This window comes from Amycolatopsis sp. NPDC001319, from assembly GCF_042896185.1.
In the GTDB taxonomy this organism is placed as follows: Bacteria; Actinomycetota; Actinomycetes; order Mycobacteriales; family Pseudonocardiaceae; genus Amycolatopsis.
In genome coordinates this window covers 135,415-149,935 of the sequence record NZ_JBIAWY010000014.1, presented here as the reverse complement: position 1 = coordinate 149,935, position 14,521 = coordinate 135,415, and the positions used below count along the sequence as shown (strand labels likewise).

13 protein-coding genes are annotated in these 14,521 nt (G+C 71.3%); 10 read left to right on the top strand and 3 right to left on the bottom strand.

The features are described 5' to 3' along the window. Positions 1–36 precede the first annotated feature (36 nt). Genes ACFY1H_RS40115 through ACFY1H_RS40095 form a run of 5 tightly spaced genes read left to right on the top strand, consistent with a single transcriptional unit; the run spans position 37 to position 4,153 of the window. Positions 37–585 carry a YceI family protein gene (locus ACFY1H_RS40115; RefSeq protein ID WP_366578562.1) on the top strand — a complete coding sequence of 183 codons (549 nt, stop codon included), beginning with the start codon at positions 37–39 and terminating at the stop codon, positions 583–585. Further along, positions 585–1,712: an NAD(P)-dependent alcohol dehydrogenase gene (locus tag ACFY1H_RS40110; RefSeq protein WP_366578564.1), complete on the top strand. Its 1,128-nt coding sequence runs from the start codon at positions 585–587 to the stop codon at positions 1,710–1,712. Before ACFY1H_RS40115 ends, ACFY1H_RS40110 begins: the two co-directional genes overlap by 1 nt. Further along, on the top strand, positions 1,709–2,608 hold the full coding sequence (locus ACFY1H_RS40105) for an alpha/beta hydrolase fold domain-containing protein (protein ID WP_386955382.1): 900 nt from the start codon (positions 1,709–1,711) through the stop codon (positions 2,606–2,608). Before ACFY1H_RS40110 ends, ACFY1H_RS40105 begins: the two co-directional genes overlap by 4 nt. Beyond that, entirely contained in the window at positions 2,605–3,513 is a 909-nt protein-coding gene (locus ACFY1H_RS40100; protein ID WP_386955380.1) for an LLM class flavin-dependent oxidoreductase, read from the top strand. Before ACFY1H_RS40105 ends, ACFY1H_RS40100 begins: the two co-directional genes overlap by 4 nt. Positions 3,514–3,541: 28 nt before the next feature. Further along, positions 3,542–4,153: a hypothetical protein gene (locus tag ACFY1H_RS40095; RefSeq protein WP_366578569.1), complete on the top strand. Its 612-nt coding sequence runs from the start codon at positions 3,542–3,544 to the stop codon at positions 4,151–4,153. A 56-nt stretch (positions 4,154–4,209) separates the two neighbouring features. On the opposite strand, the gene ACFY1H_RS40090 is transcribed toward ACFY1H_RS40095, so the two are convergent. Together ACFY1H_RS40090 and ACFY1H_RS40085 are read right to left on the bottom strand one after the other, a co-directional pair. Further along, positions 4,210–5,466, bottom strand: coding sequence for an MFS transporter (locus ACFY1H_RS40090; RefSeq protein ID WP_386955379.1), 1,257 nt, complete (start codon positions 5,464–5,466; stop codon positions 4,210–4,212). A gap of 181 nt (positions 5,467–5,647) precedes the next feature. After that, positions 5,648–6,559: an ABC transporter substrate-binding protein gene (locus ACFY1H_RS40085; protein WP_366578573.1), complete on the bottom strand. Its 912-nt coding sequence runs from the start codon at positions 6,557–6,559 to the stop codon at positions 5,648–5,650. 159 nt (positions 6,560–6,718) lie between these two features. Between ACFY1H_RS40085 and ACFY1H_RS40080 the strand changes: the two genes are divergently transcribed. From ACFY1H_RS40080 to ACFY1H_RS40065, 4 genes are read left to right on the top strand one after another with little or no spacing between them, the layout of a single operon-like run. Beyond that, positions 6,719–7,666 carry an NAD(P)-dependent oxidoreductase gene (locus tag ACFY1H_RS40080; RefSeq protein WP_386955377.1) on the top strand — a complete coding sequence of 316 codons (948 nt, stop codon included), beginning with the start codon at positions 6,719–6,721 and terminating at the stop codon, positions 7,664–7,666. Next, a complete protein-coding gene (locus ACFY1H_RS40075) occupies positions 7,659–8,903 on the top strand; it encodes a M24 family metallopeptidase (RefSeq protein WP_386955375.1) in 1,245 nt (414 codons plus the stop codon). The genes ACFY1H_RS40080 and ACFY1H_RS40075 overlap by 8 nt, the downstream gene beginning before the upstream one ends. Positions 8,904–8,914: 11 nt before the next feature. Further along, positions 8,915–10,348 (top strand): NAD-dependent succinate-semialdehyde dehydrogenase, encoded by a 1,434-nt coding sequence (locus ACFY1H_RS40070; RefSeq protein ID WP_386955374.1) that lies wholly within the window; start codon positions 8,915–8,917, stop codon positions 10,346–10,348. Between the two features lie 25 nt (positions 10,349–10,373). Next, a complete protein-coding gene (locus ACFY1H_RS40065) occupies positions 10,374–11,381 on the top strand; it encodes a LacI family DNA-binding transcriptional regulator (protein ID WP_386955372.1) in 1,008 nt (335 codons plus the stop codon). A gap of 80 nt (positions 11,382–11,461) precedes the next feature. Here ACFY1H_RS40065 and ACFY1H_RS40060 read toward each other — a convergent pair whose 3' ends face one another. Then, a complete protein-coding gene (locus ACFY1H_RS40060) occupies positions 11,462–12,826 on the bottom strand; it encodes an amidohydrolase family protein (RefSeq protein WP_386955370.1) in 1,365 nt (454 codons plus the stop codon). 163 nt (positions 12,827–12,989) lie between these two features. Here ACFY1H_RS40060 and ACFY1H_RS40055 point away from each other — a divergent pair, with 163 nt between their 5' ends. Next, complete coding sequence (locus ACFY1H_RS40055) at positions 12,990–14,513, top strand: aldehyde dehydrogenase family protein (RefSeq protein WP_386955368.1); 1,524 nt, start codon at positions 12,990–12,992, stop codon at positions 14,511–14,513. Positions 14,514–14,521: the final 8 nt, after the last annotated feature.

Below are 14,521 nucleotides of genomic sequence, written 5' to 3'. Positions count from 1 at the left end.
TTCCCCGTTCCCGCACCCAGAAAAGGAATCACCACGATGAGCATTGAGATCAAGGCCGGCCGCTACGAGATCGACCCGGTGCACTCCTCGATCGAGTTCTCCACCCGCTTCGTCGCCGCCCGCGTGCGCGGCACGTTCGGCGCCTTCTCCGGCACAGTCGAGGTCGCCGAGGACCTCGCCAAGTCGTCGGTGACGGCGGCCATCGACACCGCGTCGCTGCACACCGGCACCGAGGCGCGCGACGAGCACCTGCGCGCCGCGGACTACTTCGACGTCGCCAACCACCCGGAGGCCACCTTCGCGTCCACCGGCCTGGAGGCCGACGGCGACCGGTACACCCTGCGCGGCGACCTCACGATCCGCGGCACGACGCTGCCTGTCGCGCTCGACCTGTACTTCACCGGCGACGGCGTGGACCACTACGGCAACTTCCGGGTCGGTTTCCGCGCCACCACGCGGGTTTCGCGGTCCGCGTTCGGTGTCGCCGGCAACGTGTCCCAGCCCGGCGGCCCGCTGCTCATGGGCGACGCCACCGAGCTGACGCTGCAGATCCAGGCGACCGCCCCGGCCGGCGAGGAGTCCTGATGCCCACGACCACCTCCGCGATGACCGTCGCCTCGGCGGGGGAGCGGTTCACGCGGCGTTCGCTGGAGCTGGCCGACCCGGCGCCGGACGAGGTACTGGTGCGGATCGAGGCGGTGGGCATGTGCCACGCCGACCTCGCCGTGCGGGCGGGGGAGTTCCCCTTCCCGCTGCCCGGGGTGGCCGGCCACGAGGGAGCCGGGATCGTCGAGCAGGTCGGCTCGGGCGTGACCTCGGTGAAGCCGGGCGACCGGGTCATGCTGACCTTCGACTCCTGCGGCCACTGCGAAGGCTGTGTCTCCGGCCTGCCGTCGCAGTGCGTGGAGTTCCTCCCGCGCAACTTCACCAACGGCGCCCGGCCCGACGGCAGCCCGAGCCTGCACGACGGCGACGAGGTCGTGCACGGCAACTTCTTCGGCCAGTCCTCGTTCGCCACCCACGCGCTGGCCCGGGTGCGCAACACCGTCCTGGTGCCTCCGGTCGCGGCCGACGTGCCTTCGGCGGTGCTCGCACCGCTGGGCTGCGGCATCCAGACCGGCGCGGGCGCGGTGCTCAACGTGCTGCAGCCGGGCGCCGCGTCCACGGTGGCCGTGTTCGGGGCGGGCGTCGTCGGGCTCTCGGCGGTGATGGCGGCCGCACTGCTGCCGATCGAGCAGCTGATCGTGGTCGACGTGCTGGACTCGCGGCTCGAGCTGGCCCGCGAGCTCGGCGCGACCGCCGTGGTCAACTCCCGCACCGCCGACCCGGTCGAGGCGATCCGGGACCTCACCGGTGGCGGTGCCGGCCACGTCGTCGAGAGCAGCGGCGTGCCGGCGGTGCTCGTGCAGGCCATCACGAGCCTGCGCGGTGGCGGCACGGCCGCGGTGGTGGGCGTGCCGCCGTTCGGGGTCACCGCGCCGATCGACGTGGCCGACGTGGTCAACAACAGCAAGCGCGTGATCGGCGTGGTCGAAGGGCAGAGCAACCCGCCCACTTTCCTGCCGGTGCTGGCCACGCTCACCGCCACCGGGCAGCTGCCCGTCGAGCGGCTCGTGACCACGTTCCCGCTGGGCGAGGTCGAACGCGCGGCGCAGGCCATGAAGGACGGCACCGCGACCAAACCCGTGCTGCTGCCGCAGGAGAACGGATGATCTCGCTGAGCGCCGAGCTCGCCAAGGCGCACCACCTGCTGGCGACGATGGGCGAGCACCTGCCCGTCGACGACCGGCCGGACCACGTGCGGCACCGGGACGCCTACCGGCGGTGGAGCGAGCAGTTCCCCGTCCCCGGCGACGCGCTCGTCACCGCGGCCCCGGGCTTCCCGGGGCTCGCGGTGACCACGCCGGCCTCCGTGACCGGCCGGGCGCTGCTGTACTTCCACGGCGGTGGCTACACCGAAGGTTCGGCGTACAACCACCGGGAAGTGGGTGCCCGGCTGGCCTCCGCCTCGCGGAGCACGGTCTACCTGCCGGACTACCCGCTGGCGCCCGAGCACCCCTTCCCCGCGGCACTCGACGCGGCGGTCGCGGCCTACCGGGCGCTGCTCGACGCGGTGCCCGCGACCCGGATCGCGGTCGGCGGCGACTCCGCCGGCGGCGGGCTGTCGCTGGCGTTGCTGTTGAAGCTCAAGGACCTGGCGTTGCCGTTGCCCGCGGCAGCGGTGCCGGTGTCGCCGTGGACGGATCTGACGGTTTCCGCGCCGTCGTTCGCCGAGCGCGCCGAGCGCGACCCGTTCGTCAGCCGGGCAGCCCTGCGCGGCTTCGCGGCCGGTTACCTGGGCGACCACGACCCGCGGGACCCGTTCGCGTCCCCGCTGTTCGGCGACCTCACCGGGCTGCCGCCGATCCACCTCGAGGTCGGCACCGAAGAGGTCATGATCGACGACTCGCGCCGCTTCCACGAGCGCGCGCTGGCGGCGGGCGTGGCCTCGGAGCTCGTCGAGACCGAGGGCGCCCCGCACATCTGGCAGCACTTCGTTTCGTTCCTCCCCGAGGCGGCGGCGTCGGTCGACCGCATCGGCGCGTTCGTCCGGGAGCACATGGCATGAGCAAGGACCTGCAGTTCGGTGTCTCGCTGACGCCGATCGACGACGTGGTGGGCAACCGCCAGTTCGCCCGGGCGGCGGAGGCGGGTGGCCTGGACCTGATCGGGATCCAGGACCACCCGTACGTGCCGAGTTACCTCGACACGTTCGTGCTCGCCGGCGACCTGCTGGCGCACACGAGCAGGATCAGCGTGTTCCCGGATGTGGCGAACCTGCCGCTGCGCCCGCCGGCGTTGCTGGCGAAGACGGCGGCGGCGCTGGACCTGGTGTCCGGCGGCCGGTTCGAGCTGGCGCTCGGCGCCGGTGGGTACTGGGACGCGATCACCCGGCTCGGGGTGCCTCGGCGGACTCCCGCCGAGGCCAACGTCGCGCTGGAGGAAGCGATCACGGTGCTGCGCGCGCTGTGGGCCGGCGGCGGCAAGCCGATCCGGTTCGACGGCGAGTACTACTCCGTCGCCGGCGCCCACCCGGGACCGGCGCCGGCGCACCCGATCGAGATCTGGACCGGTTCGCAGGGACCGAAGGCGCTCGCGCTGACGGGCCGGATCGCCGACGGGTGGGCGGCGCCGATCGCCTCCTACCTGCCGTACGAGAAGTGGGCCGGGGCCAACCGCATAATCGACGAAGCGGCCGAAGCCGCGGGCCGCGACCCCTCGGCGGTCCGCCGGATCGCGCAGGTGGTCGGCACGATCACCGCGAACGCCGGGCGGCCGAGCCTCGACGAGGGCGCCGACCCGGTGCGGGGCACGGCGCGGCAGTGGGCGCAGCTGCTGGCCCGTCTCGGCGAGGAACAGCCGTTCACGACGTTCGTGTTCTGGCCGGAGGAGCAGGCGATCGACCAGGTCACCGCCTTCGCCCGGGAAGTGGCACCCGAGGTCCGGCTTCTGCTGGACGCACCACCCGCTTGAGAAACTCTCTCTCCTGAAAGGACAACCGATGGACCACGAAGCGATCATCGCCCAGGCGTGGGACGCGCCGGGCAGCACCACGGCGAAGCTGACGCCGGTGCGGGTCAACGACGTGCTGCGCGAGCGCTACGAGGTGACCCCGCCGTTCCAGTACACCCGCACCGATCTGTGGGACATGGAAAAGCGCAAGGCGGCGGCGCCGGACGTGTACATCCCGACCGTCGTCAAGGCCGGCAGCGCCGAGAAGTTCCCGAGTGTGGTCAACGGGCAGTTCGAGGACTTCACCCGCGTGTCGGAGCAGCGACGCTGGGCCGACCCCGACAACTACGACCTGATCATCGAGCACGTCCGCCTCGACCACGAGAACCAGCGGGCGTTTTTCGTCGGCGCGGAGCGCTTCGAGGCGCCCGACGGCCGGGTGTTCACCGCCGGCACGGGGCAGCCGATCTTCCACGTCGAGCACTCCGTCGGCGGCACGGAGGAGGACCCGCTCAACATGTGGCGCATCGTCTTCCTGACCGAGCAGGAGCAGCCGGAGCTGGCTGCGGCCTTCACCATGTACGAGAACGACCCGTACCTGCGCGTGTTCATCGAGGTGCACCTCGAGAAGCAGCTGGGGCGCAAACTCGTCCGCCGCTGAGTCCTGTTCGGACACCGGTCACGCGCCTCGGGGTCGCGTGACCGGCGTCCGTGCGTTCAGCGGTCGCGGCGCGGGTCGAGGAGCTTGCGGGAGTCGATGAACCACAACGGGATCAGCGTCGCCAGCGGCAGGATGGTCAGCTGCCACAACGCGGCGCCGTGCCAGCCCAGCGAGCCGACGAGCGAGGCGAAGATCAGCCCGGAGAACGCGGCCGCTACGTAGTAGAACGAGACGAACATCCCGGCGGCGCGGCCGACGTAGTGCGGGCGCACCGCGCGCTGCATGGTGGCGTTGAGCGTGGTGAACAGCGAGCCCGCCACGAACACGGCCAGGACGAAGGACCACGTGTACTGCCAGGCGTGGCTCGCGGAACCGTTGAAGACCAGCCATGCGCTCACGGCCACGCCCGCGTAGGTGATGAGCAGGATCGTGCGCGGGTTGAACCGGTCGGCGAGCCAGCCGGTGAGGATCGACGTCGCGGCGCCGGCGCCGACCACGCTCGTGGCGAGCGCGGCCTCCGACGCGGTGTAGTGCAGCTGCTGGCGCAGGTACGTCGGGTACAGGCCGAGGTAGCCGTAGAACACGAGCCCACCGGCGATGCACGCCAGGCACAGCATCGCGGTGTTGCGGTTGAAGGGCGAGCTCGGCACGTGGTCGGTCGGGATCTCGGCGCCGCGCACGACACCGGCGTCGAGGTCGGTCACGCCGCGCCGGACGAGCAGTCCGATGAGGACGGTCAGGACCAGGCCCGCGATGCCGTAGAACAGGAACGGCGTGTGCCAGCCGCCGAAGTCCTGCGCGATCGCGGTGCCGACCAGCGGGCCGAGGAACACCCCGGTGCCGAACACCGCCCCCAGCACGCCGAAGGCGAAGGACCGGCGCAGCACGAAGAACGAGCCGACCACCGCGTACAGCGCGGTCGCCTGCATGCCCTCGCCGGCGCCGGAGATCAGCCGGTAGACGGCCATGTCGGCGAAACCGGACGCGAGCGGCGTGGCGAGCGTGCCGGCGGAGTAGAAGAAGACGCTGATCACGAGCACCGTCTTGCGAGGCAGCTTCTCGACGAGGTACCCGGCCGGCAGGCCCGCCAGGGCGATGCCGAGGGTGAAGCCGGTCGCGAGGAGCCCGCCCTGCGAAAGGCTGAAACCGAGCTCGGCGCTGATGTCCGGGAGCAGCGGGTAGAACACCTGCCGGTCCATGGCGTTGATCAGGTAGGAGAGGACGAGCAGCGTCCAGCCGGTGATCGACACGGCGAGCGGAACCCGGCGTGCCGTCGGGACCTGGGGCGCGGTGGTTCTCTGAGAGCTGTTCATGGGGAGCCTTCCCGGGCGCCGGAGACGAGCGTCACAGCTGCGATCGATTGCAGCAATGTAGGCGGCGGGCGGCCCGAGGTCAATGCTGATCAGTGGCCTGATGCGGAAAGTGTGCAGCTAGAGCGGCGATCGGGATGGGTTTTCAGGATTGCAACGCGATGACAAACGATCGCAGCAAGCGTCAGGCTTTGGGGAGGAGTGACGAGTCGACCAAGCCGCTGCGCAGCGCTTCCTCCGCGGTGACCGGCGTCGCGGCGCGGGAGTGCCGGTTGCGCAGGTACACGACGGTGTCGAGCTCCGCGTGCTTCAGGCGGGCGTCGGGGACCAGGCCGATCGCGGGATCGGTGAGGATCGCCAGGTGACGCTCGGCGCTCGGGCCCGTCAGCCCGAGGCGCTCGGTCACCGCGGTCAATGCGATCTCCCGGTGCCGGCCCGTGGCCAGCTGCCGGGCCACGGCGGAGGTGACCGTGAGCAGGGCGGCCAGCGCGTCGGCGTGTGTGGCGATCCCGTCGGCGGTGGCGCACAGAACGGTCCCGGCGTACGGGCCGATCTCGGTGACCGACGCGACCCTCCGGGCGCCCTGGGCTTCGGCGACGAGGTCGTTGCCGGCGTTGAGCACCGTGGTGTCCACGGTGCCCTCGACCAGGGCCCGCGCGCGTTTCGGGGTGGAGCCGAGGCTGACGACCTCGTAGTCGGTGTCGCGGACCAGGCCGGCGCGGGCGAGGAGCTCGAACGCGATGAAGGCGAAGCCTGACCCGGGCACGTCGACGCCGAGCCGCCCGCCGCGTGCGGGTCCGGCGACGCCGGGCGCGGTGAACAGGCCCAGTCCCAGGCCGCGGTCGACCGCGCCGAGGATCCGCACGTCGCCGGTCCGGCCCAGCGGGTTGCCGGGGACGCAGCGGTAGGCCAGCACGTTGTCCGGGTTGGTGAACGCGGCGTCGAGGCGGCCCTCGAAGAGGTCCTCGAACTGGTGGGCCGACGTTTTCGCCGGCACCTCCGTGACCTCGAGCCGGGCCTCGGCGAGTGCGCCGGTCGCGGCGGCGACCGACAGGAGGACCGAGGGGCTGAACGTGCCCAGCTTGATCGAACGCACGCCGGTGCCGCCTTTCCTGATCTCACAGCCGTTTCGGGTGAACCGGCTGCGGACGTTCGCAACTCGGCTTTCGGCTCGGTACTTGACGGATCCTAGCTGGCACCGCATGATGGTTGCAAACGATTGCAACAACAACGGTGACACTCGGAGGTACTGACCATGGTGACCCTCACCGACCGACCCACGATCGGCTGGATCGGTGCCGGCCGCATGGGTGCGGCGCTCGTGCGCCGGCTGCTCGCGGCCGGCTACGACGTCGCCGTCTACAACCGCACCCGCGCCAAGGCCGAAGAGCTGGTCGCCGCCGGCGCGACCGTCGCCCAGCGGCCGGTGGACCTCGCCGGGCGGGACGTGGTCTTCACCATGGTCTCGGCCTCGGCCGACCTGCAGCACGTGACGTCGGGCGAGGGCGGCCTGTTCACGGACCCGGCGAAGGCGCCGAAGGTCGTGATCGACTCGTCCACGGTCTCGGCCGAGGCCTCGGCCACCGTGCGTGTGGAGGCGGCCAAGCGCGGCACCGAACTGCTGGCGGCGCCCGTGAGCGGCAACCCGAAGGTCGTGAGCTCGGGCAAGCTGACGCTCGCCGTCTCGGGTCCGCGCGCGGTGTTCGACGAGGTGCGCCCGATGCTCGACACCCTCGGCCGCGGCGTGACCTACGTCGGCGAGGACGAGGTGGCGCGCCTGGTGAAGATCTGCCACAACGTCTTCCTCGGCGTGGTGATCCAGTCGCTGGCCGAGATCACGGTGCTGGCGGAGAAGGGCGGCGTGACGCGCGAGGCGTTCATGACCTTCCTCAACGACTCCGTGATGGGTTCGGTCTTCTCCCGCTACAAGACGCCGGCCCTGGTGAACCTGGACTTCACGCCGACGTTCACGATGCCGTTGCTGCGCAAGGACTTCGACCTCGGCCTGGCGGCCGCACGCGAGCTGGACGCGCCGATGCCGGTGGCCTCGGCGACCGCGCAGATCGTGGCCGGCGCCATCGGCGCCGGGCTGGTGGAGCAGGACTTCGCCGTGCTGATCGAGGAGCAGGCCCGCCGGTCGGGCATCACGCTGGTGTCCGAGAACGCCGAGGTTTCGGACGGTCTGGAGCCCACCGATGTTTGACGGACGGCCGATCCCGGCGCCGGGTCACAACGCCGTCGACTTCGAGGAGCGCGTGGATTTCGCGCGGCTGCGCGACTACCGCCTCGCGCGGGCGCGGGCTTCGCTCGACGCGGGTGAGTGCGGCGCGTTCCTGCTGTTCGACTTCTACAACATCCGCTACACCACGCAGACGTGGATCGGCGGCGCGCTCGGCGACAAGATGACCCGCTACGCGCTGCTCACCCGCGACGGCGAGCCGATGCTGTGGGACTTCGGTTCCGCCGCGAAGCACCACCAGCTGTACTCGCCGTGGCTCGAGCCGGAGAACTGCCGAGCCGGCATGCTCGGCCTGCGGGGCGCGATCTCACCCGAAGCAGGCTTGATGCGCGACGCCGTGACGCAGATCAAGGATCTGCTCTCGCAGGCCGGCGTCGCGGATTCGCCGGTGGGCGTGGACATCGTGGAGCCGCCGTTCCTGTTCGAGATGCAGCGCCAAGGGCTGACGGTGGTCGACGCGCAGCAGGCGATGCTCGACGCGCGGGAGATCAAGTCGTCCGACGAGATCACGTTGCTCTCGCAGGCCGCCGCGATGGTCGACGGCGTGTACCAGGACATCGTCGAGGCGCTCAAGCCCGGCGTGCGCGAGAACGAGATCGTCGCGCTGGCCAACAAACGGCTGTACGAAATGGGTTCCGACCAGGTCGAGGCGATCAACGCCGTGTCGGGGGAGCGGTGCAACCCGCACCCGCACAACTTCTCCGACCGGCTCATCCGGCCGGGGGACCAGGCGTTCTTCGACATCATCCAGTCCTACAACGGCTATCGCACGTGTTATTACCGCACGTTCAGCGTCGGCAGTGCCACCGATGTGCAGCGCGGCGCGTACCGGCAGGCGCGCGAGTGGATGGACGCGGCGATCGAAGCGGTGAAGCCGGGGATCGGGACCGACGACGTCGCCCGGGTCTGGCCGGCCGCCACGGACTTCGGCTTCGCGAACGAGATGGCGGCGTTCGGCCTGCAGTTCGGCCACGGGCTCGGGCTGGGCCTGCACGAGCGGCCGATCATCTCGCGGCTCAACAGCCTCGGCAACTCCGTCGAGATCCGCCCGGGCATGGTGTTCGCGCTCGAGACGTACTGCCCGGCCACCGACGGCTTCTCCGCCGCGCGCATCGAAGAGGAAGTCGTGGTCACCGAGACCGGCGTCGAGGTGCTGACGAAGTTCCCGGCGCAGGACCTGTTCGTCGCCAACCCGTACTGAGGAGCCACACCGTGAAGGTCCCCGAAGAGTTGTTCATCGGCGGTGAGTGGCGGCCCTCGTCCGACGGGTCCCGCATCACCGTGGTCGACCCGGCCACGGCCGAGCCGATCACCACCATCGCCAACGGCAGCGTCGAGGACGGCCTGGCCGCCGTCGACGCCGCCGCGGCCGCCCTGCCCGCGTGGGGCGCGACCGCGCCCCGGGCCCGGGCCGACGTGCTGCACCGCGCGTTCACGCTCATGCACGAGCGGGCCGAGGAGCTCGCCGAGCTGATCGTGCGAGAGAACGGCAAGGCGCTGCCCGACGCGCGCGGCGAGGTGAACTACGCCGCCGAGTTCTTCCGCTGGTACGCCGAGGAAACCGTGCGGGTGGCGGGCACCGTGCAGACCGCGCCCGGCGGCGCCAACCGCATTCTCGTGCTGCGGCAGCCGATCGGCGTGAGCGTGCTGGTGACGCCGTGGAACTTCCCCGCCGCGATGGCCACGCGCAAGATCGCGCCCGCGCTCGGCGCCGGCTGCACCGTGATCCTCAAGCCGGCGTCGGAGACGCCGCTCACCGCGCTCGCGATCGCCGCGATCCTCGAAGAGGCCGGCGCGCCCGCGGGCACGGTGAACGTGGTCCCGTCCACGCGGTCCGGCAAGGTCGTGGGTGCGATGGTCCACGACCCGCGCGTGCGGAAGCTGTCGTTCACGGGCTCGACGGAGGTCGGTCGCGCGCTGCTGCACGTGGCGGCGGACACCGTGGTCAGCACGTCGATGGAGCTGGGCGGCAACGCGCCGTTCCTGGTCTTCGACGACGCCGACCTCGACGCGGCGGTGGACGGTGCGATGGTCGCCAAGATGCGCAACGGCGGCCAGGCCTGCACGGCGGCCAACCGGTTCTTCGTGCAGCACGGCGTGGCGGCCGAGTTCGGCCGGCGGCTGGCCGAGCGGATGGGCGCGCTGCGGGTCGGCCCCGGCACCGACGCCGGGATCGAGCTCGGCCCGCTCGTCAACGAGGCCGCCGTGGACAAGGTGACCGAGCTGGTCGACGGGACCGTCGACGCCGGCGCTCGCGTGCTGGTCGGCGGGAAACGCCCGGAGGGCACCGGGTTCTACTACCCGGCGACCGTCCTGGCCGACGTCCCGGCGGGCGCGCCCGTGCTCGCGGAGGAGATCTTCGGCCCGGTGGCGCCGATCGTCACGTTCGACACCGAGGACGAGGTCGTCCGGCTGGCCAACGACACCGAGCACGGCCTGGTGTCCTACGTGTACACCGGCGACCTGGCGCGCGGCCTGCGGCTTTCGGAGGCGCTGGAGTCGGGCATGGTCGGGCTCAACCGTGGTCTGGTCTCCGAGCCGGCCGCCCCGTTCGGCGGTGTGAAGCAGAGCGGGCTCGGCCGCGAGGGCGGGCACGAGGGGCTGCTGGAGTACACGGAGTCCAAGTACGTCGCCGTCTCTTGGTGACGTCCGGTCACTCTATGCTGGCACGATGAACAGGCCGCCGACGATCAAGGACGTCGCCGAGCGGGCGGGGGTGCACGCCGCGACCGCGAGCCGGGCGCTCAACCCCGCCACGCGCGGGATGGTCAACGCGCGGACGGCGAGCCGGGTCGCCGAGGCCGCCCGGGCCCTGGGCTACGCGCCCAACTCCGCCGCGCGCAGCCTGCGCACGCGCACGTCGTCGGTCGCCGGGGTCATCATCCCGGACCTGCGCAACCCGGTGTTCCCGCCGATCGTCCGCGGTATCGAGGACGGTCTGCGGGACGCCGGGTACATGGCGCTGGTCGGCAACACCGACGGCGACCCGGACCGCGAGAACGAGCTGGTCACCGCCATGCGCGGGCGCCAGATCGACGGCTTCATCCTGGCCACCAGCCGCCGTTCCGACGAGCTGGCGTCCTCGGTGCCCACCGTGCTCGTCAACCGCCGCACCGACACCGGCGGCATCCCGTCGGTCACCGCCGACAACGCCGCGGGCATCCACCTGCTCGTGCGCCACCTCATCGCCCTCGGCCACACGCGCATCGGCCACGTCGCGGGCCCACGCGACCTCTCGACGGGCTGGGAGCGTTACCGCGGCTACCTCGACGCCACCACGTCCCTGGGCCTCGAAGCGGCCACCGGCGCGGTCGAGTTCGCCGACGCGTTCACCGAGACCGCGGGCCACGCCGCGACCCTGCGCCTGCTCGCCGCGCACCCCACGCTGACCGCGGTGCTCGCCGGCAACGACCTCATCGCCCTCGGCTGCTACTCCGCCCTGGCCGAGCTCGGCCGCGCCGTCCCCGGCGACATCTCCGTGACGGGCTTCAACGACATGCCCTTCGTCGACCGCCAGCGCCCCTCGCTGACCACCGTGCGCATCCCGCACTACGACATCGGCCGCGAAGCCGCCCGCCTCCTGCTCGAACGCATCGCTTCCCCGACGGCACCCGCCAAGCGCGTCGTCCTGCCGGTCGACCTGATCCTGCGCGACTCCACGGCCGCGGCGAAGCTCTAGTTGTCGCTCCACATATAAGAAATCCCTGGTCCGGCAACGAGAAACCGTTGCCGGACCAGGGGTTTCCGCGTCGAGGAGGCTCAGTCCTCCGGCAGCAAGCCCGCTCGCCGTCCCAGGGCGCGGGCGCGGTCGCCCGCGCGGCGCATCAGGTCCGTCACGTGCAGCTCGTCCACCCGGGTGAAGCGGCCGTTGTCCAGCAGCTGCTCGCCGTTCACGAAGACGTGCTTCGCGTCCGTGCCCCGGGCCGCGTGGACGAAGGTCGTCAGGGGGTGGTGCACCGGGCCCGCGTGCAGGGTGTCGAGGTCGAAGACCGCGATGTCCGCCGCGTAGCCCGGTCGCAGGGAACCGAGGTACTTGTCGGCGCGGACGGCGTACGCGCTGTCTTCGGTGGCCATCGTCACGAGCTTGCCGAGGTCGATCGAGCCGGGGTGTTCGTGGAGCTGGTTCTGCAGCAGGCGCGTCCACTTCATCTGCTCGACCATGTCGTTGGTGAGGTCGACCATGGGGCCGTCGGTGCCGAGGGCGACGCGGATCTCGTTGTCCAGCATGTGTTTCACCGGCGTGATGCCGGCGCCGCGGGCGGCTTCGGAGCTCGGGGTGTGCGCGACGGTGCTGCGCGAGGCCGCGATGAGGTCGAGGTCGTTGCCGCGCGGGTGGATGGTGTGCGCGAGGATCCAGCGGTCGTCGAGGACGCCGAGGCGGTGCAGGAACTGCACGTCGGTGCGGCCGGTTTCCAGCACCCACTTGAGGTAACCCTCGTCGCGCGACATGGTTCCGCCCGCGATGTGCGAGGTGACGAACGTGTCCTTCTCCACGGCGAGCTCGTGGCCGCCCAGCACCATCTCCTCGGAGCTCGTGCCGAGCGCGACCCAGTGCGCCGTCGCCTCGAGCACGAAGCCGACGCGGATGCGGCCCTCGGCGGCGCCGTCCCAGTTCTCGAACGACTCGCGCGCGCCCGCGTAGTCGTCGCGCGCGTCGTGCGGGCGGATGACCTTCGCGAAGAACTGGCGGACGCCGGTGTCGGCCACCGGGCCCAGGATCGCCTCCTCGTCGGCGATCGTCGTCTCGTTCACCAGGTGGTTGACGGAGCTGGTGGTCCCGCCGCGCAGCATGTCGAGCGCGGCGAGCTCACTGGCCACCCGCAGGTCGTCCACGTCGAGGTTGTCCTTGAGCGGCACGAGGCAGCCGGTGATCCACTGCTCCAGCAGCACGTCGCAGCCGAGCCCCTTGCCGTAGAGGTACCAGTCGTGCTGGTGGGCGTTGACCAGCCCCGGCAGCACGATCGAACCCGTCGTGTCCACGACGCGGTCCACGCGCTCCCGGCTCACCGACCCGACCGGGCCGAGCTCGGCGATGGTCGTCCCGTCGATCAGGAGCTCTCCTCCGCCGAGAAGTTCCGGGCGACCCGGCGCGACGAGCGCGCCTCCGCTGAGCAAAGTCCTCATCCGACTGCCTCCTGCCGAACTGTGCCTCTTTGCAAGACCTGCAAGACCGGCCCTGATGGCCGCAAACGATTGCATTATCGTAAGAGCTGAGTAGTCTGTGGTCAATGGCAGCTTCGGCGGTCATACACCGCAAACGTTCACAGTCCACCGAAGGGATCTCACGATGTCCGACGCCCTGGAACCCGTCCTTCCGGCCGACGGCCGTGGCCCGCTGCCGCGCGCCCGCTGGGGCTCGTTCATCGGCGGCAGCTGGGTGACACCCGAAGACGCGCCGGCCTTCGCCGTTCTCGAGCCGGCCACCGGGGGCCACCTCGCCGACGTGGTGGAAGCGAGTGACGACGTCGTCGACCAGGCCGTCCGCGACGCGCGCCGGGCCTACGAAGGGGAGTGGGGCCGCCTCACGCCGCGCGAGCGCAGCGGGCTGCTGCGCAAGGTCGCGGCCGTGATCCGGGAGCACGCCGAGGAGCTGGCCGAGCTCGAGGCGCGTGAGGTCGGCAAACCGCTGCGTGACGCGCGGCGGTTCGACGTGGCGTTCAGCTCCGCCGGATTCGACTACTTCGGCGGTCTCGCCGAGACGCTCCACGGCGAGGTGCTCGACCAGGGCCCGATCGAGGCGCGCGTGCACTACGAGCCCTACGGCGTCGTGGCCGCGATCCTGCCGTTCAACTGGCCGCCGATGCACTTCACGAAGAAGACCGCGCCGGCGCTGGCCGCGGGCAACACCGTGGTCATCAAGCCGGGGGAGCAGGCGCCGCTGGCCGTGCTGCGGCTCGTGGAGCTGGTGAACCAGGTCCTGCCGCCGGGTGTCGTGAACGCCGTGTCCGGCCTGTCGGCCGGCCCCGCGCTCGCCGGGCACCCCACCGTCGAGCGGATCACGTTCACCGGCGCCACCAGGACCGGCCAGGCCGTGCTGCGCACCGCCGCGGAGAACCTCACCTTCGCCACGATGGAGCTCGGCGGCAAGAACGCGCTGATCGTGCTCGACGACGCCGACCTGGACGTCGCCGTCAGCGTGGCGATCGAGGGTATGTTCTACAACCAGGGCGAGGCCTGCACGTCGACCGCGCGGATCCTCGTGCACCGGTCGCTGCACGACGAGTTCGTGGAGCGCTTCGTGGCCGCCACCGAGAAGCTGCAGGTCGGCGACGGGCTCGACGCGGCCACCGACATCGGCGCCATGGTCGACGCACGCCAGCAGCATAAGGTGCACGGCTACGTCGACACCGCCGTGGCCGAAGGCGCGAAGATCGTCTTCCAGGCCGAGCTGCCGGACGACGCCCGCCTGGCCGGTGGCTTCTGGGTCCCGCCGACCGTGCTCACCGGCGTGCAGCCCGACCACACGGTGGCGCAGGAGGAGATCTTCGGCCCGGTCGCGTCGATTCTGGTCTACGACACCGACGAAGAAGCCGTGCGCATCGCCAACGGCACCGCGTACGGGCTCACGGCTGCGCTCATCACGCGCGATCACTTCCGCGCCTCGAACCTGGCGCGCGACCTGCAGGCCGGCATGGTCTTCGTGAACAACTACGTCCGCCGCTCCTTCCTCGGCTCGCCGTTCGGCGGCGTGAAGGGAAGCGGGTTCGGCCGGGAGAACGCCGCCGAGACCCTGCACGAGTTCGTGCGGGCCAAGAACGTGCGGTTCCCGTCGGGCCGCTGGCCGATTCCCGTGTGGCCGCCGGTCGACTGACGCCGATC